Raw genomic sequence first — 22706 nt, forward strand, 5'->3', positions numbered from 1 at the left:
AACGCCATCCGGGCCGGGGATTCGGGAATCGAGAATGGGGAATCGGTCAAGGCCCGAAGGCCGTTACTGACGATTCGCCATTCTCCATTCCCCATTCCCGTTCAAACGGGCAAAGCCCGGGAGCTTTCGCTCCCAGGCTCGCTTGACATCAAGTCGAAGCAGCGGCGTACAAACGCCGATTACTTCAATTCGACGGTGGCGCCGGCAGCTTCCAGATCCTTCTTGAACTTGTCGGCGTCTTCCTTCGACACGGCTTCCTTCAGGACGCCGCCGGCCTCGGTGAGGTCCTTGGCTTCCTTCAGGCCCAGGCCGGTGATCGCGCGGACAGCCTTGATCACGTCGACCTTCTTGGCACCGGCGCTCTTCAGGATCACGTCGAACTCGGTCTGCGCTTCGGCAGCCGGGCCGGCAGCAGCCGGGCCGGCAGCGACCATCACCGGGGCGGCGGCGGTCACGCCAAACTTCTCTTCGATCGCCTTCACCAGGTCCATCACTTCCATCAGCGACTTGGCGGCGACGGCTTCAACGATCTGTTCGTTGGTCAGGGACATTGCATTTACCTCTGGATATATTTCGGTTCGGTTTGATGAGACGCAGATCGATCAGGCCGGTTCGGCTTCAGCCGGGGCTTCGGCGGCGACTTCGCCACCACCCTGCTGGTCGGCCACCGCCTTGACGACGCGGGCGAACATCGTGGCCGGCTCGGCCAGCACGCGGGCCAGCATGGCCAGCGCCTGTTCGCGGGTCGGCAGCGAGGCCAGCACGTCGACGTGCGAGGCCGGCAGCAGCTTGCCTTCGACCGAGACGAGCTTCGCCTGCAGCTTGTCGTTGTCCTTGGCGAACTCCTTGATCAGACGCCCGGCAGCGCCGGGTTCTTCCGTCGAGAATGCGTACAGCAGCGGACCGACCAGGGCGTCCTTGACGACCTCGAACTCGGTACCGGCCACGGCGCGCGACGCCAGCGTGTTCTTGACGACTCGCAAGTACACACCGGATTCGCGGGCCTTCTTGCGCATCGCGGTCATCTGAGCGACCGTGGTGCCCGCATACTCGGCAGCGACCAGGGAGTGAGCCTTCGCGGCAACTTCAGCCAGCTCTGCGACTACTTCTTGCTTCTGAGACAGATTGAGAGCCATTGCACTCCTCCAAATGAACTCCGCTCGCGGCTCCTGCCGCTTGCGGTCCTGGGCGACGCCGTCCCTGGCGCCGGGGACACCTCGTGCCCCGGGTGTTGGCCTTTCCAGAACTGAACAACGAACCGTTCCAGTAGGGGCAGCACCATCTGCGCAGGCCGGATCGTGGCGACTCCGATTAAGCAACCCCGTTGGCGACGCGGCGATTCCCTGCCAGGTTCGAGCTCCCTGCCCGTCGTCGTCGCGCGTTGGTTGCGCCTGCGGTCTTTGACAGCGATCCCGGCTTCGCGAACGGGCCGGGACTGCCCTCAAAAACTGCCCGCGTCGACTTCGAGGTCGACGCGGGGCTTGATTACTTGGCGGCGATCGTCAGCGACGAGGTATCGACGGCAACGCCGACGCCCATCGTGCTGGACAACGCCACTTTCTGCAGGAACACGCCCTTGGCCGTCGACGGCTTGGCCTTGATCACATCGGCGATCAGCGCGTTGAGGTTGTCCGCCAGCTGGGCGGCCTCGAAGCTGGCCTTGCCGATGGTGGCGTGGACGATGCCAGCCTTGTCGTTGCGGAACTTCACCTGGCCGGCCTTGGCGTTCTTCACCGCGGTGGCGACGTCGGCGGTGACCGAGCCGTCCTTCGGGTTCGGCATCAGGCCGCGCGGGCCGAGCAACTGGCCGAGCTTGCCGACCACGCGCATCGCGTCCGGCGTGGCGATCACGCGACCGAAGTCGAGATCACCGCCCTGCATGCGCTCGGCCAGGTCGTCCATGCCGACCGCGTCGGCACCGGCGGCCTTGGCCGCCTCGGCCTTCTCGCCAGGCGGGCAGAACACGGCGACCTTGACGGTCTTGCCGGTGCCATGCGGCAGCAGCGAGGAGCCACGCACGCCCTGGTCCGACTTCTTTGCGTCGATACCCAGGCGCACCGCCACGTCCACCGACTCGGCGAACTTCGCCTTGGCGTTGTCCTTGACGATCTTCAGGGCCTCTTCCAGGCCGTAGAACTTGCCCGGCTGCACCGCGGCCTGCGCGGCTTTCATGCGCTTCGTGAGCTTTGCCATGTCTTAACCCTCCACCACAAGGCCCATGCTGCGGGCGCTACCGGCAATGGTGCGCACCGCGGCGTCGAGATCGGCAGCCGTCAGATCCGGCTCCTTCTGCTTGGCAATGTCTTCCAGCTGCTTGCGGGTGACCTTGCCGACCTTGTCGGTGTTCGGCTTCTGCGAACCCTTGGCGACGCCGGTGGCCTTCTTCAGAAGGATGGTGGCGGGCGGGGTCTTGGTGATGAAGGTGAAGCTGCGGTCGGAATAGGCCGTGATGATGGTCGGGATCGGCAGACCCGGCTCCAGCTTCTGCGTGGCGGCATTGAACGCCTTGCAGAACTCCATGATGTTCAGGCCGCGCTGACCGAGGGCGGGACCGACCGGCGGCGAGGGGTTGGCCTGACCGGCCTTGACCTGCAGCTTGATGTAACCGACAACTTTCTTTGCCATGGGATTTTCCTCGCGAGTCCAGGCGCCTTGCGGCTCCTCGCTGTTCACCGCTCCGTGGATGGAAGGAAGACCTGCCTCGTGCAGATCCGAAACGCGGACACGCCGGGCCAAAAAGACCCCGCGTGAACCGCGCAGTATAGAGATTTACCGGATCATCAGCAAGCCCCGTGCCAGTTGCGGCACCAAGACCGAAATCGGAAGCGGAGAGTGTCGGCCTGACCGGCGCTACCCTCCCCCGCCAGCGGAGGAAAAGACGAAGATGCCGAGCGAGTGCGCTCCGGGCAATCTTTTCTCTGGACTCAGGCCTTTTCGACCTGACCGAACTCCAGTTCCACCGGGGTCGAACGCCCGAAGATCAACACGGCCACGCGCAGGCGGCTCTTCTCGTAGTTGACTTCCTCGACCACGCCGTTGAAATCGTTGAACGGGCCCTCGGTGACGCGCACCATCTCGCCCGGCTCGAACAGCACCTTCGGCTTGGGCTTCTCGACGCCCTCGCGCACGCGACTGAGAATGGCGTCGGCTTCGCTGTCCTTGATCGGCAACGGGCGATCGGCGGTGCCGCCGATGAACCCCATGACCTTGGGGGTTTCCTTGATCAGGTGCCAGCACTCGTCGTCGATGCGCGGCGCCTTGCCCTCGGTGCTGCACTCGATCTGCACCAGCACGTAGCCGGGGAAGAACTTGCGATCGCTGCGGCGCTTCTGCCCGCCGCGCATCTCGATGACTTCCTCGGTCGGCACCAGCACTTCGCCGAACTTCTCTTCCATCCCGGCGCGCTTGATGCGCTCCTCGAGAGAACGCTTGACCTGGTTCTCGAAGCCCGAATAGGCGTGCACCACGTACCAGCGCTTGCTCATGCTCATCTCAACCACCCAGCTTCAACAGCCAGTCGAGGATGACCGACTTCAGGATCAGGTCGATCAACCCCAGCAGCAGCGACAGGACGATCACTACCAGCAGGATGACGCCGGTCGTCTTGATCGTCTCGTCGCGCGTGGGCCAGACCACCTTGCGCATCTCGAACTGCGATTCGGCCAGGAAATTCCTGACCCGCCGCCCCAGCCCGGTGAACGCGGCGATCGCCACGGCGATCACCAGCGCGGCGAGCACGCCCAGCAGGCGCATCGACACGGGGACGCTGCCGTCACGACCGAACCAGGAATAGGCAAAGATGCCCGCTGCCAGCACCAGCCCCGCCAGTATCAGCTTGCCGATGTCGCCAGCGTTGGTGCCCTTGGGCTGTTCTGCCTTGGTAATCATGTGCGCTTGTCGAGTGGCGGCAGCACGCCGAGCCTTGCGGTCGACCCTGCCATCGTCACCCGTCCGAATCCTCGGGAAAAGTGGCACGCCAGGAGGGACTTGAACCCCCAACCTGCGGTTTTGGAGACCGCTGCTCTGCCAATTGAGCTACTGGCGTAAAAACGGGAACAGGGAATAGAGAATCGGGAATGGTAAACGATCCGGAGCGTGTCGTGCTTCGCTCCAGCGATTCCCGATTCCCGATTCCCTACTCCCGATGTATTTTACTTGATGACCTTGGCCACCACGCCGGCGCCGACGGTGCGGCCGCCTTCGCGGATGGCGAAACGCAGGCCTTCGTCCATCGCGATCGGGTGGATCAGGCTCACCACCATCTTCACGTTGTCGCCCGGCATCACCATTTCCACGCCTTCCGGCAGGGTCACGGCACCGGTCACGTCGGTCGTGCGGAAGTAGAACTGCGGGCGGTAGCCCTTGAAGAACGGCGTGTGACGGCCACCCTCGTCCTTCGACAGCACATACACTTCGGCCTCGAAATCCGTGTGCGGGGTGATCGTGCCCGGCTTGGCCAGCACCTGGCCACGCTCCACGTCGTCGCGCTTCAGGCCGCGCAGCAGCAGGCCGGCATTGTCGCCCGCCTGGCCCTGGTCCAGCAGCTTGCGGAACATCTCCACGCCGGTGACCGTGGTCTTCTGCGTGTCGCGGATGCCGACCACTTCGATTTCGTCGCCCACCTTGATCACGCCGCGCTCGATACGACCGGTCACCACGGTGCCGCGGCCGGAGATCGAGAACACGTCTTCCACCGGCATCAGGAACGGCTTGTCGATCGTGCGCACCGGCTCGGGGATGTAGCTGTCCAGCGCGTCCACCAGCTTGATGATCGCCGGCACGCCGATTTCGCTCTGGTCGCCTTCCAGCGCCTTCAGCGCCGAACCATGGATGATCGGGGTGTCGTCGCCCGGGAAGTCGTACTTGCTCAGCAGCTCGCGCACTTCCATCTCGACCAGTTCGAGCAGCTCGGCGTCATCGACCATGTCCGCCTTGTTCAGGAACACCACGATGTACGGCACGCCGACCTGGCGCGACAGCAGGATGTGCTCGCGCGTCTGCGGCATCGGGCCGTCCGCGGCCGAGCACACCAGGATCGCGCCGTCCATCTGCGCCGCACCGGTGATCATGTTCTTCACGTAGTCCGCGTGGCCGGGGCAGTCGACGTGCGCGTAGTGACGGGTCGGTGACTCGTATTCCACGTGCGCGGTCGAGATCGTGATGCCGCGCGCCTTCTCTTCCGGCGCCGCGTCGATCGCGCTGTAGTCCTTGAATTCTCCACCGAAACGCTCGGCACCGACCTTCGTCAGCGCCGCCGTCAGCGTCGTCTTGCCGTGATCCACGTGACCAATCGTGCCGACGTTGACGTGCGGCTTGGTGCGTTCGAATTTACCCTTTGCCATGCGCGCTAAACCCCGATGGAGTCAATCAATTGTAGAAAAGAACAGCCCGTTTACGGGCTGGCCGTGAAGGCCGGAAGCTGGTGCTCATGACAGGAATCGAACCTGTGACCTCTTCCTTACCAAGGAAGTGCTCTACCGACTGAGCTACATGAGCGTGTATTTCAGCCGTCCTCCATGACGGCAAAGACAAGACCGACATCCTGTCGGACTCTTCATAACTTCAGCCATCCTCCATGATGACGAAGAACAGACCGGCGTCCTGCCGGATGATTCGAAACTTATGCCGCGATCGCGTCGATCAACAGCTTCTGACACTTGCAGTGCAATGGAGCGGGAGACGGGGATCGAACCCGCATCATCAGCTTGGAAGGCTGAGGTTCTACCATTGAACTACTCCCGCCCTGCGCGGAAATCGTGTCTTGCGCGCCGCTTTCGCGTCGCTTGTTGCTGGTGGAGGGAGGTGGATTCGAACCACCGAAGGCGTAAGCCAGCAGATTTACAGTCTGCCCCCGTTGGCCGCTTGGGTATCCCTCCAACAAAGAACGCGTATTGTGTGGATCGTGCCGGGAACTGTCAACACCTCATGGCACGCATATCGCATGTCGGCGCGCCATCCGGCCGTGCCCGTCAGGTGTCGGCAAGGTCTTGCGGATCGACCAACTGCTCCATCCCCCGGGACAACTCGAGCAGTTGCCGGGCCTTGGCCTGCAGGCGCCGGTCGGCCTCGTTGCGCGGCTCCCAGCATGGCACCGGGGTGGGCTTGCCATCGGCGCCGTCCAGCGCCACAAACACCATCACGCAGCTGGTCGCCAGGCGCTGGTCGCCCTTGCGCAAGTCGCTGGCCATCACGTCGACGGCCAGATGCATGCTGCTGCGGCCCGTATGGATCAGGCGCGCCCTCACCGTGACGAGGTCGCCGATCAGGATCGGCGCCACGAACTGGATGCCGCTGACCGAGGCCGTGACGCAATACGCTCCACTCCAGGCAACCGCGCAGGCATAACCGGCCTGGTCGATCCACTTCATCGCCATGCCGCCGTGCACCTTGCCGCCGAAGTTGACGTCGGTGGGCTGGGCGAGAAAACGGAAACTGACTTCCTGCTGTTTTCCGGGCATGGCGGGTCCGCGAAAGCAAGATCGGAAGGGCGATTATGCCCGCTTCACCCACTCACCACGATCGCTACGCCGGCAACCGGCGTCGCCATGCGCGCGCCGAAGCCAGCTAACGTGCCGGCGTCGCGGCCGGCACGGCATCGCCGTGCAACTCAAGCTTGCCGTCGCGCACGTCAGCGGTGACCTCGAACGCCGGGCGTTGCACGCTCAGATCGCGCAGGTCGATCCGACTGTGCGGGCCGATGCCGGTCACGCGAATGCCCCGATAGTCCAGCGGCTGGCCGGCAACGACCCGCGCCGGCGGACCCGCGGGGCGCACCAGCCAGGCGAAACCGTCGTTCAGGGTGACCAGATGCCCTTGTCCATCGGCCTCCACGCACAACGCGGCATCCTCATCCACGCCCAGGCCGATCACGTCGGCATGCCCCTCGTGGCGCAACCGGGCGATGAACGCAACCAACCGGCCCAGCCGCTTGCGCGCATGGAAGTGGGTGTCGGTGATGACGTGCCGCAGGTACGGCAGATGCAGGAAACCTTCGACCACGGTCACCGCCTTGCCCAGCGGATCGGCCAGCGCTTCATCCGAGGTGATGCTGCCGCCGTCCAGCGCGCCATAGGCAAAGCGGCCGAGGATCGCCAGGCCGGCACTGGTGCCGCCCAGCGGCTTGCCCTGCGCCACATGGCGTTCCAGCAAGGCGTTCAACGGCGTGCCTTTCCAGAACCGCACATAGTTGGCCTGGTCGCCGCCGGCGATGAAGATGCCGTCGGCCGAACGCACGATCTCCAGCACGCGCGGATCGCTGGCCGCCGCGCGGTCGTGGAACACCAGGGTCTGCACCGAGGCCACGCCGCCGATGTCTTCGTACAGCTCCTTCTGCAATTCATCGGCACCGGAGGCGCGCAGGACCACGAAATGCCCGTGCCCGCCCCTGGCGGCGAACCATGCGAACGCCGCCGGCGGCCAGTCACCACCGCCCATCAGCAGCAGCGCCGGCTCGGTGGTTCCGGGGCGCGCGGCGTCGAGCTTGCCGATCCGGTAATAGTCGTAGCCTGCACCCGACGGCTTGGCCACGCTGCCGGGCCCGAAGCCCGCCAACAGCAGGCAGCACGCCAGCCACAGCCAGCGGAAAGTTGGTCGGAACGTTTTCATCGGCACTTCCCCGGGCCATGACAGAGCGGGCGCATGCCCGTCCGTGGTTATCGTCCGGGACGAGCGGCCCGCGGATATCCCCCACGTTCGCCCCGCTGTCCAGCCGCCCCGGATTGGCGCTAAGGTCGCCACGTGGACAATTCCCTCAACAGCTGGTTTGCCCGCGAAATCCTCGTCCACGAGGGCGCCCTGATGCGCTATCTGCGGCGCAGCTGGTTCCGTCGCGAGGAGGTCCACGACCTGCGCCAGGAGATCTACGTTCGCGTCTACGAAGCCGCGGCACGGTCGCGCCCGACCCAACCCAAGTCGTTCATGTTCACCACGGCGCGCCACCTGATGACCGACCGCCTGCGCCGCGAACGGGTGGTCTCGATCGAGGCCGTGGGTGATATCGACGCGTTGAACGTCTCGGTGGACGAGGTCACGCCGGACCGCCGGCTGGACGCACACCAGGAGTTGAAACGCCTCGCCGACGCGTTCGACCGCCTGCCCGACCGCTGCCGCGAGGTGGTCTGGCTGCGCCGCGTCGAGCAGTTGTCGCAGAAACAGGTCGCCGCCCGCATGGGCATCAGCGAGAAGACCGTGGAGAAGCAGATCGCCAAGGGCGCGCGGCTGATCGCTCAGTATGTGCACGGCGATCGCCACGCCCATCGCCACACCCGTGCAGGCGAACAGGAAACCGCCATCGAGCTTGGTCATGACCAGTAGCAGGGAGATCGAACACATCGCCGCGAGCTGGCTGGCCCGACGCGACGGCGAGCACTGGAACGAGCGCGACCAGCGCCGGCTGGACGCGTGGCTGGATGCGTCAACCGCGCACCGGGTGGCCTACGTGCGGCTCGACGCGGCGTGGCAGCAAAGCGGCCGGCTGCAGGCGCTGGGTGCCGGCTGGCGCGCCGGCGGCGTGCCGCCGCGTGGCAGTTGGGCGACGCCGCACACCGGTGCACCTGCGCTGGCGCAACCGCACCCTGCCGCGACTCCGCGCGGCTGGCGGGCAGCCACGCGACGCCGATCCTGGCCGCACGCCCGGCTGCTGGCGGTCGCCGCTTCGCTGCTGGCGGTCGTGACGCTGGCGCTGGCCTGGCATGGGTACGGCGCGGTGGAGCAGGCGTCCTATCGAACCGCCGTCGGCGAGCTGCGCGAGGTGCAACTGGCGGACGGCTCGGTGGCCACGCTCAGCAGCGACAGCCGCATCCGGCTGACCTGGTCGCGCCGCGAACGCCACGTCGATCTCGAGCAAGGCGAGGCGTTCTTCAGCGTGGCCAAGGATCGCGCACGACCGTTCGTGGTCAGCGCCGACGCGCGCCGGGTGATCGCCGTCGGCACACGCTTCGCGGTGCGCCGTGACGTGGCGGATCTGCGCGTGGTGGTCACCCAGGGCCTGGTGCGGCTGGAATCCGACGGTCGTCCCGACGGCCCGCACCAGGCCACCACCCTGTTGCCGGCCGGCAGCGTGGCCATCGCCAGCGACGGCGGCGTGGTCGTGCATTCGGGAACCGTGCAGCAGGCGCAGGAATACCTGAGCTGGCGCAACGGTTTCGTCAGCTTCCACGACACCCCGCTGGCCACCGCCGTGGCCGAGTTCAACCGCTACAACCAGCGCAAGATCGTGATCGACGATGTACGGGTCGGCGCCATGCGCGTGGGCGGCAACTTCCGCTGGTCCAACACCGACGCCTTCGTGCGGCTGCTGACGCGCGGCTTCCCGGTCAAGGCCGCCGCGCGCGGGAACACTATCGTGTTGAGTCCGCGCTGAGCGGAGCGGTGCCTGGGGGGATTTTCCGCGTCCGCTCGTCATGGCATCTACGCGGTGCGCATCGTGCGCGCCTGCCCGGGGAGAACTGCACATGACTCGTTCGCTACGCGGCGCGCTGTTGATCCTTGCTTGCTCGGCACCGGCCCTCGCCGCCGCACAGGCCCCGGCGACGCGGCCGGTCGACATCCCGGCCGGTGACCTGGTCACCGCGCTGGATACGCTGGCCCGCCAGTCCGGCGCGCAGTTCATCTACCAGGCCGACCAGCTGCGCGGACTGCGCACCGCCGGCGTGCGCGGCACGCTGTCGACGGACGAGGCGCTGCGGCGGTTGCTGGCCGGCAGCGGCTTCACCACGCAGCACGACGAGTCCGGCGCGGTAGTGATCGTCAAGGCGGCCCGCCGAACCGCGCCGCCAACCGCACCCGCGCCTGCCGGCAGCGGCTCCGCCGAACCGGACCCGGAACAGGCCACACGGCTGGACGAAGTGCAGGTCACCGGCTCGCGCATTCCGCGGGTGCAGGTCGAGGGCCCGGCGCCAGTCACCGTGGTCACCGCGCAGGAGATCAAGGCCGCCGGCTTCGCCAGCGTGCCCGACGTGATGCGCGCGATCACCCAGAACAGCGGCGAGACGCAGAGCCAGCAATCCTCCAGCGGCGCCGACTTTTCGCCGGGCGCCGAGGAAGTCGACTTGCGCGGGCTCGGCCCCAACCACACCCTGGTACTGGTCAACGGCCGGCGCATCGCCGATTTTCCGCTGCCGTTCAAGGGCCGCAGCAACTTCACCGACATCTCCAACATTCCGATCGGCATGATCGACCGCATCGAGGTGCTCACCGGCAGCGCCTCGGCGGTGTACGGTTCGGATGCGATCTCCGGCGTGGTGAACTTCATCCTGAAGGACCACGCCGACGGCACCACCATCGACCTGCGCTACGGCGACACCACCCGCGGCGGCGGCGCGTCGACCAAGCTGAACTTCTCCACCGGCTTCTCGCAGGGTGACTTCAACCTGGTGTTCGGCGCCGAGCTGATCGACCAGAAGCCGCTGTGGGCCTACGACCGCAAGATCCAGGACTCCACCGCCGACGCGCCCACCGCGCGCTCGCAGGTGCCGCGCCGCACCTTCCTCAACGGCGACTGGAACGACGACTACATCGACCCCGGCCAGGCCACCTGCGACGCGCTGTCGTACCTCAACGGCGGCACCACGGTGTATGCGAACCGGCCGCGCTACGGCAATTTCTGTGGCAGCGCCGAGTCGATCGGCTACGGCACCATCCTCAGCCAGCGCCGCGGCATCAACACCTACACCTCGGCCAACTTCAAGATCAACGACAACCTGAGCTGGTTCGGCGACATGCAGCTGGGCTGGAGCAAGGTCGAGCTGTTCCGCGACGTCGAGCAATGGAACTACCAGGCGCCCGACGGCAACGAGGACGGCTACTTCTACAACGCGCACAGCGGCGGCATCGAGAACTGGTATCGCCAGTTCACGCCCGAGGAAATGGGCGGCCTCGGCCGCGGCATGATCGAGAACACGCAGAAGACCTTCAGCCTCACCACCGGCTTCAAGGGCACGTTCGGCCAGGCCTGGGATTACGAGGCCTCGCTCAGCCACTCGCAGTACAAGGCGCTGATCAGCTGGCCGCAAACCGTCGCCGCGAAGGCCAACGATCTCTACCTCGGCCCGCAACTGGGCGTGGACCCGGACAGCGGCCTGCCGATCTTCGACGCCGATCCCGTCCGCCTGTACACGCCGCTGACCCGCGCCGAGTACGACGCGATCACCGCGCGCACCAACTACCACCCCGAATCGCGCAGCGACACGCTGGCGTTCACCCTGACCAACACCGCCTTGTTCAACCTGCCCGCCGGGCCGGCGGGTTTCGCCGGCGTGGTCGAGTTCGGCAACCAGGCCTACGACCTCAACCCCGACCCGCTGGCCACCCAGTACTACTACTACAGCTGGAAGGATTCCGACGGCCACGGCAGCCGCAACCGCTGGGCTACCGCCGGCGAGCTGCGCCTGCCGCTGCTGGAATCGCTCAACCTCAGCCTGGCCGGCCGCTACGACCAGTACCGCTTCTCCGGCCACAAGACCGGCAAGCTGACCTACAGCACCGGGCTGGAATGGCGCCCGCTCGACAGCCTGCTGCTGCGCGGCTCCTACGGCACCGCGTTCCGTGCGCCGGACCTGCACTACGTCTACGCCGGCATCGGCAACGACGAGACCTCCGGCAACGACTACTACCGCTGCCGCACCGAGGAGCCGGATGAGGACATCACCGACTGCTCGTATTCCGACGAAGGTCTGATCCGCACGCGCCAGGGCAACCGCGACCTGAACTCCGAGACCAGCACCTCCTGGACCGGCGGCTTCGTGTGGTCACCGACGCCGAACCTGGATCTGTCGGTGGACTATTTCAACATCCGCATGCAGAACCAGGTGCAGGACCTCAGCACCGACCGCATCCTGCAACTGGAAGCCGATTGCCGCATCGGCAAGGACGTCAACGGCAATCCGGTCGACCCGAACTCGCCCAGTTGCATCGACGCGGTGGCGCGCGTCACCCGCACCGCTGGTACGGGTCGCTTGTACGGCATCTTTGTCAACCCGATCAACGTCGCCAACGAGCGCACCAGCGGCATCGACGCCAGCGCGCACTACAAGCTGGAAACCGCGATCGGCACCTTCCGTTTCGCCGGCAACTACACCTGGACCCGCAACCACCTGTTCCAGCAATACCCCGGTGACCCGACCCGGGATGAACTGGCGGTCAACAGCGGCTTCGACATCCCGCGTGAAAAGACCAGCGCCAGCATCTCGTGGGAGCGCAAGGCCTGGTCGGCCACCTTGTTCGGCACCCGCCTGGGCCGCCTGCCAAACTCGTGGTCGTACGATCAGGTCGTCGACACCTCGGCCGGCGATCCCGCCTGGGTTCACGCCACTTACCGCTACAACGCCACCTTGCAGTACAAGTTCAGCGACCACGCCCAGCTGTCGCTGGCAGTGGACAACCTGTTCGACAAGATGCCCCCGCGCGACCCCACCTATACGTCGTATCCGTACTACGACATCTCATGGTTCGACGCTGCCGGCCGCAGCTACTTCGTGCAGTTCACCTACAAGTTCGGCGGCAGCGCGCTGTAGGCGACTCTTTGCGGCGAGGTAGGGCGGGCACTGCCCGCCGGCGCTTCAACGCACCCATCGGGAGCGGCGGGCAGTGCCCGCCCTACGCGCCGGTCAGACGTTGAACAGGAAGTGCAGCACGTCGCCGTCCTTGACGATGTATTCCTTGCCTTCCTTGCGCAGACGCCCGGCGGCGGCGGCGCCGGCTTCGCCCTTGTACTGGATGAAGTCGTCGTAGGAGACGGTTTCGGCGCGGATGAAGCCTTTCTCGAAATCGCTGTGGATCACGCCGGCAGCCTGTGGCCCGGTGGCGCCGCGCTTCACCTGCCACGCGCGCACTTCCTTCACGCCGGCGGTGAAATAGGTCTGCAGGTCGAGCAGCTTGTAGCCGGCGCGGATCACCCGGTTCAGGCCCGGCTCGTCCAGGCCCATGTCCTTCAGGAACTCGTCGCGGTCGGCTTCGTCGAGTTGCGCCAGTTCCTCCTCGATGGCCGCACACACCGGCACCACCTCGGCACCCTCGGCGACGGCGCGCTCGCGCACGGCGTCCAGCAACGGGTTGTTCTCGAAGCCGTCGTCGGCGACGTTGGCGATGTACATCAGCGGCTTCAGGGTGAGCAGGAACAGGTCGCGCACCAGCGCCTTCTCTTCCTCGTCCAGGCCGAGGCTGCGCGCGGACTTGCCTTCGTTGAGCCCGGCAGCCAGCTTCTGCAGCACCGGCTTCTTCGCCAACGCATCCTTGTCGTTCGCCTTGGCCGCGCGCTCGGCGCGGTTCAGCGCCTTGTCCACCGACTCCAGGTCGGCCAGCGCCAGCTCGGTGTCGATGGTCTCGATGTCGGCGATCGGATCGACCTTGCCGGCGACGTGGATCACGTCGCCCTCGAAGCAGCGCACCACGTGGGCGATCGCGTCGACCTCGCGGATGTGGGCCAGGAACTTGTTGCCCAGGCCCTCGCCCTTCGACGCGCCGGCGACCAGGCCGGCGATGTCGACGAACTCCACCGCGGTCGGCACCACCTTCTGCGGGTTGACGATCGCCGCCAGCGCATTCAGCCGCGGGTCCGGCACCGGCACCACGCCCACGTTCGGCTCGATCGTGCAGAACGGAAAATTGGCCGCCGCGATGCCGGCCTTGGTCAGCGCGTTGAACAGGGTGGACTTGCCGACGTTGGGCAGTCCGACGATGCCGCATTTGATGCCCATGGATTTGATTCCGGGAATAGGGAATAGGGAATGGGGAATAGGAAAAGCGGGGGTCGGGATGCTCTTGCGACTCCCTATTCCCCATTCCCTATTCCCTCGTCGTGTGCAACTGCTGCATCGCCTTGTCGAACTGCCCATCCACCGCCAGCGGCAGCACGTCCAGGGCGCGCGCGACGCCGTCCAGGATGGCGGTTTCGTCCGTGGCGGAAGGCCGGCCCAGCACCCACGGCGTGACCTGATCCTTGTGGCCGGGGTGGCCGATGCCCACGCGCAAGCGATGGAACTTGCCGTGGCCGAGGTGGCCCATGATGTCGCGCAGGCCGTTCTGCCCACCGTGGCCGCCGTCGAACTTCAGGCGCACGGTACCGGGCGGCAGGTCCAGGTCGTCATGCGCGACCAGACATTGTTCGGGTTCGATCTTGTAATAGCGCAGCGCCGAAACCACGGCGATGCCGCTCTTGTTCATGAAGGTGGCGGGCTTGAGCAGCCAGACCGGTTCGCCGCCAAGGCGCACGCGGCAGCTCTCGCCATGCAGCTTGCCGTCGAAGGCGAACCGCTCGCCCTGGCCGCCGGCAAGGGCGTCCACCAGCCAGAACCCGGCATTGTGCCGGGTTCTGAGGTATTCGGCGCCGGGATTGCCCAGCCCGACGATGAGTTTCAATCCAGCCATTGCGCAGCCAGCCATGCATGGCCCCGCGCCGGTCGGGCGCGGGGCCGCACGACTTACTTCTTGTCGGCAGCCGGCTTGGCGTCGGACTTCGCACCCGGCTTGGCAGCCGCGGCCTTGGTCGCTTCGGCCTCGGCTTCGGCAGCGTCTTCCGCGACATCCGCGGCGCTTTCCTTGACCGCGTTCACGGTCACCACGGCGACGTCGTGGGCTTCACCCAGCAGCAAAGCCGGCAGTTCCACGTTCGCCGGCAGCTTCAGCTGCGACAGGTGGATGATGTCGCCGGCCTGCAGCGCGCCCAGATCCAGCTCGATGAACGCCGGCAGATCCTTCGGCAGGCAGCTGACTTCCACTTCGGTCAGGTTGTGCGAGATCACCACGCCGGACATCTTGCCGGCCGGCGACAGTTCCTTGTTCAGGAAATGCAGCGGCACGTTGGCGCGCAGCCTGGCGTTCTCGTCGATGCGCTGGAAATCCATGTGCATCATCAGCTGCTTGAACGGATGCTTCTGCCAGTCGCGCACCAGCACCTTCTGCACCCTGCCATCGACGTTCAGGTCGAGGATCGAGGAGAAGAACCATTCGTTCTTGGCGGCGAGCAGGATGGTGTTGTGCTCGATCTGGATGCTTTCCGGCGGCTGGCTGCCACCGTAGACGACGGCCGGCACGAAGCTCGCGCGACGCAGGCGGCGGCTCGCACCTTTCCCCTCGTCCTTGCGGCTCTGCGCCTTGATTTCATGAGTCTGGGTCATTGTTTTATTACCTTGGGTTGCGTTTTCCGCCTTGCGACGGATGGGTGACTCTCCCGCGACCAGGAGAGCCCTTGGAGGGGAATAGGGAATGGAGAATTAGGGAATAGGAAAAGCGTGGGTGCGGCTCTTCGATTCCCTATTCCCTACTCCCTATTCCCGGATTCAATCCACGTACAGCGAACTCACCGACTCGCCGAAGGCGATGCGGCGAATGGTTTCAGCCAGCAGTTCGGCGACGGAGAGCTGGCGGATCTTGCTGCAGGCCTGGACTTCGGGGCGCAGCGGCAAGGTGTTGGTGACCACCAGCCGGTCGAGCTGGGAGCCTTCGATGTTGCTGATCGCCGCGCCGGACAGCACCGGATGCACGCAGTAGGCGACCACCTTGCGGGCGCCACGCTCCTTGAGAGCTGCAGCGGCCGCGCACAAGGTGCCGGCGGTATCGACGATGTCGTCGACCATGACGCAGGTCTTGCCTTCGACGTCGCCGATGATGTTCATCACGGTGGAGACGTTGGCGCGCGGACGGCGCTTGTCGATGATCGCCAGGTCGGCGTCGTCCAGCCGCTTGGCGATCGCCCGGGCACGCACCACGCCGCCCACGTCCGGGCTGACCACGATCAGGTCTTCCATGCTGTACTTGCGCCAGATGTCGGCCAGCAGCACCGGTGAGGCGTACACGTTGTCGACCGGGATGTCGAAGAAGCCCTGGATCTGGTCGGCATGCAGGTCCACCGTCAGCACCCGGTCCACGCCCGCGGCGCCGATCATGCGGGCGGCCAGCTTGGCGGTGATCGGCACCCGCGCCGAGCGCGGCCGGCGATCCTGCCGGGCGTAGCCGAAGTACGGGATCACCGCCGTGACGCTGGCCGCCGAGGCGCGCTTGAGCGCGTCGGTGAGCGCCAGCAGCTCGAACAGGTTCACCGCGCTGGGCGCACCGGTCGGCTGGATCACGAACACTTCCTGACGGCGCACGTTCTCCTCGATCTCGATCTGCACCTCGCCGTCGCTGAAGGTGCCGACCAGGGCCTTGCCCAGCGGCACGCCCAGGCGGTGGGCGACATCCTCGGCCAATGCGCGATGCGCATTGCCGGTGAACAGCATCATCGGGGTGGACGTGTCCACGGTGCTACCTCGAAAACTCAGCCAACAATGAAGTGGCTGGGGCGGCAGGATTCGAACCTGCGAATGCGGGAATCAAAATCCCGTGCCTTAACCAGCTTGGCGACGCCCCAGTGTCTTGGTGTATTCGGTCGTGCCTTTGCCTGAAATCCGTCAACTTGCGCGTTGCCGCGCCAGCGCCTGATGCAGCGGCGAGACATCCATCCCGCTCGCCACGTGTACCCTGAATGTCGCCGGACAACGTTCTGCGATGGCGTGGGCACGCGCGAGCGAGCGCAGCTCCAGGAACACGCAGCCGCCGGTACCCGAAAGCCTCGCCGTGCCGAAACCGCCCAGCCACGCCAGCGCCGCCGCGACCCGCGGGTAACGCGCCCGCACGACCGGCTCGAAGGCGTTCTCGACCGTTGCGCCGGAAACAAAGGACGAAATTGTCGCCCGCGGCGCATTTCGTGTCAATTCAGGCGCTTGAAAGAGCGCTGCAGTAGGCACCTGCTCGCGCGGGTCGAGCACCACGTAATGCCTTCGCGGCAGATGGATCGGACTGAGCCGCTCGCCGACACCCTCGGCCCAGGCCGAACGCCCGCGCACGAATACCGGCACGTCGGCACCGAGCTGGCCGCCCAGCGCGGCCAGGCTGTCCTCGTCCAGATCCAGCCGCCACAGGTGATTGAGCGCCACCAGCACGGTGGCCGCGTCGGAACTGCCGCCGCCGAGGCCGCCGCCCATCGGGATGCGCTTGTCGACGGCGAGATCCGCGCCCAGCGCACAACCGGCATGCTGCTGCAGCAAGCAGGCCGCGCGCACGACCAGGTCGTCCGACTCGGCCACCCCCCGCGCGCCGTTCAGGCGCTTCACTTCGCCATCGTCGCGCACTCGCAGGCGCACTTCGTCACCCCAGTCCAGCAGGCGGAACACGGTCTGCAGTTCGTGGTAGCCGTCGGCACGGCGACCGGTGATGCGCAGGAACAGGTTCAGCTTGGCCGGCGCGGGCCATGCGGTCCATTCACCGCGCGCCGGCGTGGCCAGCGGGCGGCTCATGAAGACGCGCAGGTCGTCGGGAAAACCGTGCTCGCGATCGCGCTGGCGGGCGTTGGCGAACGCCGGGGCGTTCTTGTCGACCACCGCGAAACCATGCCGTGCGTAGAACGGCGCGTTCCACGGCACGTCGGCAAGGGTGCCCAGATCCACCCGCCGATAGCCCGCCTCGCGCGCCCAGTTGCAGGCGTGTTCGAGCAGGGCCGCGCCGATGCCGCGGCGACCATGCCCGGGCAGCACGTCGATCTCGGCGACGCCGATCGCACCGTCGCCCGGCTCCTCGTCCAGCCAGATGAAGCCGAGCGGATCGCCCGCTTCATCCGGCGCCACCCAGACCAGGCCGCGCTCGACAGCCTGCCGCAGCAGTTCGACCGGCATCGACACCGCCGCGTACGCCGGCCACGCCGGATGGCCGCGAAACATCTGCACGGCCTTGCGTTCGATCGCACACAGGGCGGCGACATGGCCCGGCTGGGCACGGTCGATGTGGACGTTCATGGATGGCAGCGGCGCACCGTCGGCAGGGCGCAAAGCCTAACCCAACCGATGGCGCTTACCGAAACTGCCAGGATTCGATCGACAGCCGCACCTTGTACGGCGGTCGCGCGGCGTAGACCTTGGTCGGCAACGGCGGATCGCGGGTTTCGTCCCAGCTGCGGTATTCCACCGACCAGCCGTCCTGCCGCAGCAGCGACGGCAGCCGGTTTTCGCCGAAGCGGATTTCCGCCGGGCCGCCAGCGGCACGCAGGCCCAGCACCCACGCGCGCAACTCGCGCAGCGGCACTTCCCAGCCCAGTGCCTTGCGCATCAGCGCCTCGGCGTCGTTGCCGCGCAGCGGCCCGCCGTCCAGCCCTTCGAGCAAGGCATCGTGCGCATCGCCGCTGAGCCGGAAACTCTTGCCGGTCACCGGCGCGCGCAGCACGAACTCGTAACGCGCGCCGTCCTGGCTCCAGCTGAAGCTGCCGCTGCCGCCTTCGTGGCCATCCGATACACCCAGCCGGCCTTGCAGCGACCAGTGCCCGGCGTCGGACAGCGCGTGTTCGCGCGCGCGCTGGGCGGCAAGCAGGCCGGCGTCGCCGGGCATGCGTACCGCCGGCGCGCAGGCAGTCAGCAGCAACGGCAGCAGCAATGCCGCGCCGTACGCGGTGATCCGGCTCAAGGATGCGCTCCGACCGGCAGCAGGCGCTTCAGGGCATCGCGCAGGGCGAGGCTGTGCGGGTCGAGCTTGCGCACCTCGTCGAACACCTGCTGCGCATCGTGGCGACGGCCCTGCTTCCACAGCACTTCGCCCAGATGCACGCCGACATCGGCGTCCTTGCGCGCCAGCCAGGCGCCGCGCAGGGTTTGCTCGGCCTGCGCCAGATGGCCGAGGCGATATTGCAGCCAACCCCACGAATCGGCGATGGCCGGATCGTCGGGCTTGGCCGCGCGCGCGACCTGCAGCAGCTTCTTCGCCTCGGCCAGGTCGCGATTGGCGTCGGCCAGGGTGTAGCCCAGCGCGTTGCTGGCGTCGATGTCGCCGGGCTTGATCTTCAGCAGGTGCTGGAAATCCTTCACCGCCAGGTCGATCTGGCCGGCTTGGGCATAGGCCAGGCCGCGACCGTAGAGCAGGCCGGGATCGTCGGGCATCACCTGCAGGGCGCGGCCGAACGCGGTTTCCGCCTGCGCGTAGTCCTGCTCGCGCAGGTACAGCTCGGCATCGGCCTGCAAGGCCTGACTCAGTTGCTCGGGCTGTTCGAGGTAGTCGATTTCCAGCTGGGCGAGCAACTGATGCGCCTGTTCGTGCTTGCCCTGCGTGTGCAGGATCAGCGCACTGCGTATCGCGGCGTCGAACGCATGCGGATCGTCGTCGCCGACCTGCTCGTACCAGTCCAGCGCCTCGGCCTCGCGATGCTGCATCTCGGCCAGCTGACCGAGCAGGTAGCTGCTCTGCACGCGCACGTCGGGCGCGGCCTGCTGCAACTGGCGGTACAGCGTGGCCAGGGCCTTCGCGTCCTGGTGGCGGGCGGCCAGCCCCGCGCGCATGGCGTAGGTGTCGGCGTTCTGCGTGCCGTGCGCGAGCAGCCGGCGGGCGGCCGCGTCGTCACCCGACGCGCTGAGCAGGCCGGCGTAGGCCAGGCGCAGGCGCGTATCGGACGGTGCCTGTGCCAGCGCCTTGCGCAACAGTTCCTGCGCGCCGGCACGGTCGCCGTCCTTGGCTTTCATTTGCGCGGCCCAGGCGTAGGTCTCGGCGTTGTGGAAGCGCTGCACCGCCGCCGTGGCGATCTGCTGCGCATAGGCATGGCGGCCGAGCTTGTCGCCCAGTTCGCTCATCGCCAGCCAGGCCTTGGGGTCGGCCGGCAATCGCGCAGGCACGGCCAGCGCCTCCAACAGGCGCGCCGCCTGCGCCTGGTCGCGCGCGCCCAGCAGCACGCGGCCGAACTGGCGCCAGGCATCCTTGTCGCCGCTGGTGACCAGGCGTTCCAGCTGCTGTTCCGCCTCGGTCGCATTGCCCTGGTCGAGTGCCAGCTCGGCGCGCGCGCGGGCAATGGATGCGGGCTTGGCGCCCAAGACCTGCCAGCGGTCCAGCGCGCGGCCGGCCGCCTCGCCGTGATGCACGGCGATGGCCAGCTCCGCTGCCCGCTCGGCAACGGCGGGATCGGTGCTGAGGGCCATCGCCTTGTCGTAATGAGCCGACGCGGCGGGCAGATCGGTGTTTCCCAACGCCATTTCGCCGGCCAGCAACTGGGCCAGCAAGTCGTGGTCGGCATCCGGCGTGGCCACCACCAGGTGCGCCAGCGGCTGCGGCGTCGGCGCGGCCTGCGGACGCAGCGGCGCCGTGGTGCAGGCGCCCAGCGCGAGCGCCATTGCGGCCAGTGCCGTAAAATGCCGCAGTTGCTTGAACTTGTTCGACCCGCTCCGCACACTGTTCTCCGTCAACCGACCTGCTGCAGCCGTATCCGCGATGATCGGCGCTCGCGCCAAGCTTAGCCTACGCCGCCAAACTCCTGCCGCCGAGATATCCGCCATCCCATGCCACTGATCGCCCTCGGGCTCAATCACCTCACCGCGCCGGTCAGCCTGCGCGAGCAGGTGGCGTTCGATGAGGACGCCGCCAGCGCAGCGCTGCGCGAGCTGGCCAGCGAGCCGGGCATCGAGGAGGCGATGATCCTGTCCACCTGCAACCGCACCGAGCTGTACGTGGGCGTGGCCGAAGGTGCCGAGGACATCCCGCAGGTGTGGTTGAACCGTCATCATCATCTGACCCCCGGCAAACTCGATGAGTTCCTTTATCGGCATGAGGAACGCGATGCGGTACGCCACGTGTTCCGCGTCGCCACCGGGCTGGATTCGATGGTGCTGGGCGAGCCGCAGATCCTGGGTCAGGTGAAGGACGCCTACCAGCAGGCGCGCCTGGCGCATGCGCTGAAGGCGCCCATGGATCGCCTGCTGCAGCACACCTTCGCGGTGGCCAAGCGGGTGCGCACCGACACCCGCATCGGCGCGCACACGGTGTCGGTGGCATTCACCGCGGTGCGCCTGGCCGAGCAGGTATTCACCGACCTGGAACAGGCCTGCATACTGCTGATCGGCGCCGGCGACACCATCGAGCTGGCCGCGCGCCACCTGACCGAACGCCACGCCCGCCGCCTGATCGTGGCCAACCGCACGCTGGAAACCGCGCAGGATCTGGCCGGCCGCTACGGCGGCTACGCGGTGGCACTGGCCGACCTGCCGCAACACCTGGCCGAGGCGGACATCGTGATCTCCTCCACTGCGGCGCGGCAGCCGATCGTCACCCGCGCGATGGTCGGGCAGGCAATGGCGAGCCGCCGGCGCAAGCCGATGTTCATGGTGGACATCGCGGTGCCGCGCGACATCGAGGAATCCGTCGCCGAACTGCCGGACGTCTATCTCTACGGCATCGACGACCTGCGCCAGGTGATCGACGACAACCGCCGCTCGCGCGAAACGGCCGCCCGCGAGGCGGATGCGATCATCGACCTGCAAGTCGACCGCTACATGGCCTGGCGCCGCGCGTTGACCACGAAGAACCCCGCCCTGGACATGCGCCAGCACGCCGAGGTCTACCGCGACGAGGTGCTGGGCAAGGCCCGCGCGATGCTCGCCCACGGCAAGTCGCCGGACGAGGCACTGGCCTTTCTCGCCAACACGCTGACCAACAAGCTGCTGCACCATCCCAGCGCGCGCTTGCGCGAAGCCGCCCTGAGCGGCGATCTCGACCTGCTGCACGCCGCGGGGCGGCTGTACGGGCTTGATTCAGAAGCGAGTGAAGATAAGTGAGAAGTGAGAGAAAGCATCGCTCCGGTCCTCTCTTTTCTCACTCCTCTCCACTCACTTCTCGCCGCTCCCCATGACCCCCTCGATCCGCCGCAAGCTCGAAGCACTCGCCGAGCGCCACCAGGAAATCGGCCTGCTGCTGTCGCAGCCCGAGGTGCTGGCCGACAACAGCCGCTTTCGCGAGCTGTCGCAGGAGTACGCCCAGCTGGAACCGATCGCCGGTTCGCTGCGCGAGCACGAGCGCGCCGAGCGCGATCTGGCCGAATCGCGCGCGATGCTGGACGATCCCGAATTGCGAGAGATGGCCGTCGACGACGTCGCCCGCCTGGAGCGTCGCCTGCAGGATCTCGACGGCGAACTGCAGCTGCTGCTGCTGCCGAAGGACCCGCGCGACGAGGCCAATCTCTATCTGGAAGTGCGCGCCGGCACCGGTGGCGACGAGGCGGCGATTTTCGCCGGCGACCTGTTCCGCATGTACGTGCGCTACGCCGAGAGCCGCCGCTGGCACGTCGAGGTGCTCAGCGAGCACGCCGGCGAGCACGGCGGCTACAAGGAGATCGTGGCGCGCATCGAGGGCAAGGGCGCGTACTCGCAACTGAAGTTCGAATCGGGCACGCACCGCGTGCAGCGCGTGCCGGAAACCGAATCGCAGGGCCGCATCCATACCTCGGCCGCGACCGTCGCGATCCTGCCGGAGCTGGACGAGATCGACGAGATCGAGATCAACCCGGCCGACCTGAAAGTGGACACCTTCCGCGCCTCCGGCGCCGGCGGCCAGCACGTCAACAAGACCGACTCGGCAATCCGCATCACCCACCTGCCCTCCGGCACCGTGGTGGAGTGCCAGGACGAACGCAGTCAGCACAAGAACCGCGCGCGCGCGATGAGCCTGCTGAAGGCGCGCCTGCTCGACGAGGCGCAAGGCAAGCAGGCCGCCGCGCAGGCGCAGGAACGGCGCCTGCAGGTGGGCTCCGGCGACCGCAGCCAGCGCATCCGCACCTACAACTACCCGCAGGGCCGCATCACCGACCACCGCATCAACCTCACCCTCTACCGCCTGCCCGAGATCATGCAGGGCGACCTGGGCGAACTGATCGACACGCTCACCCGTGAGCACCAGGCCGACCAGCTCCAGGCTCTCGGCGGCGCCTCGTAGGG

21 protein-coding genes and 5 tRNA genes are annotated in these 22706 nt (G+C 66.9%); 5 read left to right on the plus strand and 21 right to left on the minus strand.

What is annotated here, in order from left to right; translation table 11 throughout:
* Window positions 1–179: 179 nt before the first annotated feature.
* The 13 genes from rplL to ACVCMC_RS08360 all read right to left on the minus strand — a co-directional run bounded on the left by rplL (window position 180) and on the right by ACVCMC_RS08360 (window position 7605).
* Window positions 180–551, minus strand: a complete 372-nt coding sequence (rplL, locus tag ACVCMC_RS08300; protein WP_136258109.1) for a 50S ribosomal protein L7/L12 — start codon at window positions 549–551, stop codon at window positions 180–182.
* 51 nt (window positions 552–602) lie between these two features.
* On the minus strand, window positions 603–1136 hold the full coding sequence (rplJ, locus tag ACVCMC_RS08305; protein WP_136258108.1) for a 50S ribosomal protein L10: 534 nt from the start codon (window positions 1134–1136) through the stop codon (window positions 603–605).
* Window positions 1137–1485: 349 nt separating this feature from the next.
* Entirely contained in the window at window positions 1486–2193 is a 708-nt protein-coding gene (gene rplA / locus ACVCMC_RS08310) for a 50S ribosomal protein L1 (RefSeq protein ID WP_395117254.1), read from the minus strand.
* A 3-nt stretch (window positions 2194–2196) separates the two neighbouring features.
* Window positions 2197–2625, minus strand: coding sequence for a 50S ribosomal protein L11 (rplK, locus tag ACVCMC_RS08315; protein ID WP_027491701.1), 429 nt, complete (start codon window positions 2623–2625; stop codon window positions 2197–2199).
* 299 nt (window positions 2626–2924) lie between these two features.
* Window positions 2925–3485: a transcription termination/antitermination protein NusG gene (gene nusG / locus ACVCMC_RS08320; protein ID WP_136258106.1), complete on the minus strand. Its 561-nt coding sequence runs from the start codon at window positions 3483–3485 to the stop codon at window positions 2925–2927.
* 7 nt (window positions 3486–3492) lie between these two features.
* Window positions 3493–3888, minus strand: a complete 396-nt coding sequence (gene secE, locus ACVCMC_RS08325) for a preprotein translocase subunit SecE (RefSeq protein WP_395117252.1) — start codon at window positions 3886–3888, stop codon at window positions 3493–3495.
* Window positions 3889–3969: 81 nt separating this feature from the next.
* Window positions 3970–4045 (minus strand) — tRNA-Trp (locus ACVCMC_RS08330).
* A 106-nt stretch (window positions 4046–4151) separates the two neighbouring features.
* Window positions 4152–5342, minus strand: a complete 1191-nt coding sequence (gene tuf / locus ACVCMC_RS08335; RefSeq protein ID WP_395117250.1) for an elongation factor Tu — start codon at window positions 5340–5342, stop codon at window positions 4152–4154.
* Window positions 5343–5420: 78 nt separating this feature from the next.
* Window positions 5421–5496 (minus strand) — tRNA-Thr (locus ACVCMC_RS08340).
* A 172-nt stretch (window positions 5497–5668) separates the two neighbouring features.
* Window positions 5669–5742: transfer RNA gene (locus ACVCMC_RS08345), tRNA-Gly, on the minus strand.
* 48 nt (window positions 5743–5790) lie between these two features.
* Window positions 5791–5876 (minus strand) — tRNA-Tyr (locus ACVCMC_RS08350).
* 93 nt (window positions 5877–5969) lie between these two features.
* Entirely contained in the window at window positions 5970–6458 is a 489-nt protein-coding gene (locus ACVCMC_RS08355) for an acyl-CoA thioesterase (RefSeq protein ID WP_395117248.1), read from the minus strand.
* Window positions 6459–6564: 106 nt separating this feature from the next.
* Entirely contained in the window at window positions 6565–7605 is a 1041-nt protein-coding gene (locus ACVCMC_RS08360; protein ID WP_395117246.1) for a cyanophycinase, read from the minus strand.
* A 132-nt stretch (window positions 7606–7737) separates the two neighbouring features.
* Between ACVCMC_RS08360 and ACVCMC_RS08365 the strand changes: the two genes are divergently transcribed.
* The 3 genes from ACVCMC_RS08365 to ACVCMC_RS08375 all read left to right on the plus strand — a co-directional run bounded on the left by ACVCMC_RS08365 (window position 7738) and on the right by ACVCMC_RS08375 (window position 12512).
* A complete protein-coding gene (locus ACVCMC_RS08365) occupies window positions 7738–8313 on the plus strand; it encodes an RNA polymerase sigma factor (RefSeq protein ID WP_395117244.1) in 576 nt (191 codons plus the stop codon).
* Window positions 8303–9361: a FecR family protein gene (locus tag ACVCMC_RS08370; RefSeq protein WP_447099335.1), complete on the plus strand. Its 1059-nt coding sequence runs from the start codon at window positions 8303–8305 to the stop codon at window positions 9359–9361. Before ACVCMC_RS08365 ends, ACVCMC_RS08370 begins: the two co-directional genes overlap by 11 nt.
* A gap of 91 nt (window positions 9362–9452) precedes the next feature.
* Window positions 9453–12512, plus strand: coding sequence for a TonB-dependent receptor domain-containing protein (locus ACVCMC_RS08375; RefSeq protein WP_447099336.1), 3060 nt, complete (start codon window positions 9453–9455; stop codon window positions 12510–12512).
* Between the two features lie 93 nt (window positions 12513–12605).
* On the opposite strand, the gene ychF is transcribed toward ACVCMC_RS08375, so the two are convergent.
* The 8 genes from ychF to ACVCMC_RS08415 form a co-directional block, all read right to left on the minus strand.
* Entirely contained in the window at window positions 12606–13694 is a 1089-nt protein-coding gene (gene ychF, locus ACVCMC_RS08380) for a redox-regulated ATPase YchF (protein WP_447099337.1), read from the minus strand.
* An 88-nt stretch (window positions 13695–13782) separates the two neighbouring features.
* Window positions 13783–14364, minus strand: a complete 582-nt coding sequence (pth, locus tag ACVCMC_RS08385; protein WP_447099338.1) for an aminoacyl-tRNA hydrolase — start codon at window positions 14362–14364, stop codon at window positions 13783–13785.
* Between the two features lie 53 nt (window positions 14365–14417).
* Window positions 14418–15113 (minus strand): 50S ribosomal protein L25/general stress protein Ctc, encoded by a 696-nt coding sequence (locus ACVCMC_RS08390; protein ID WP_447099339.1) that lies wholly within the window; start codon window positions 15111–15113, stop codon window positions 14418–14420.
* Between the two features lie 162 nt (window positions 15114–15275).
* Window positions 15276–16217 (minus strand): ribose-phosphate diphosphokinase, encoded by a 942-nt coding sequence (locus tag ACVCMC_RS08395; RefSeq protein ID WP_395121353.1) that lies wholly within the window; start codon window positions 16215–16217, stop codon window positions 15276–15278.
* 51 nt (window positions 16218–16268) lie between these two features.
* Window positions 16269–16345, minus strand: a tRNA-Gln gene (locus tag ACVCMC_RS08400).
* Between the two features lie 40 nt (window positions 16346–16385).
* Window positions 16386–17765 carry a 4-(cytidine 5'-diphospho)-2-C-methyl-D-erythritol kinase gene (ispE, locus tag ACVCMC_RS08405; RefSeq protein WP_447099340.1) on the minus strand — a complete coding sequence of 460 codons (1380 nt, stop codon included), beginning with the start codon at window positions 17763–17765 and terminating at the stop codon, window positions 16386–16388.
* Between the two features lie 55 nt (window positions 17766–17820).
* The gene (lolB, locus tag ACVCMC_RS08410; protein WP_395117233.1) at window positions 17821–18426 is read right to left on the minus strand and encodes a lipoprotein insertase outer membrane protein LolB; all 606 of its coding nucleotides are present in this window, start codon (window positions 18424–18426) and stop codon (window positions 17821–17823) included.
* On the minus strand, window positions 18423–20114 hold the full coding sequence (locus ACVCMC_RS08415; protein ID WP_447099341.1) for a tetratricopeptide repeat protein: 1692 nt from the start codon (window positions 20112–20114) through the stop codon (window positions 18423–18425). Before ACVCMC_RS08415 ends, lolB begins: the two co-directional genes overlap by 4 nt.
* A gap of 165 nt (window positions 20115–20279) precedes the next feature.
* On the opposite strand from ACVCMC_RS08415, the gene hemA reads away from it, so the two are divergent.
* Window positions 20280–21551: a glutamyl-tRNA reductase gene (gene hemA, locus ACVCMC_RS08420; protein ID WP_447099342.1), complete on the plus strand. Its 1272-nt coding sequence runs from the start codon at window positions 20280–20282 to the stop codon at window positions 21549–21551.
* 70 nt (window positions 21552–21621) lie between these two features.
* Window positions 21622–22704: a peptide chain release factor 1 gene (prfA, locus tag ACVCMC_RS08425; protein WP_447099343.1), complete on the plus strand. Its 1083-nt coding sequence runs from the start codon at window positions 21622–21624 to the stop codon at window positions 22702–22704.
* Window positions 22705–22706 lie beyond the last annotated feature (2 nt).

Source organism: Rhodanobacter sp. UC4452_H20 (assembly GCF_052978205.1).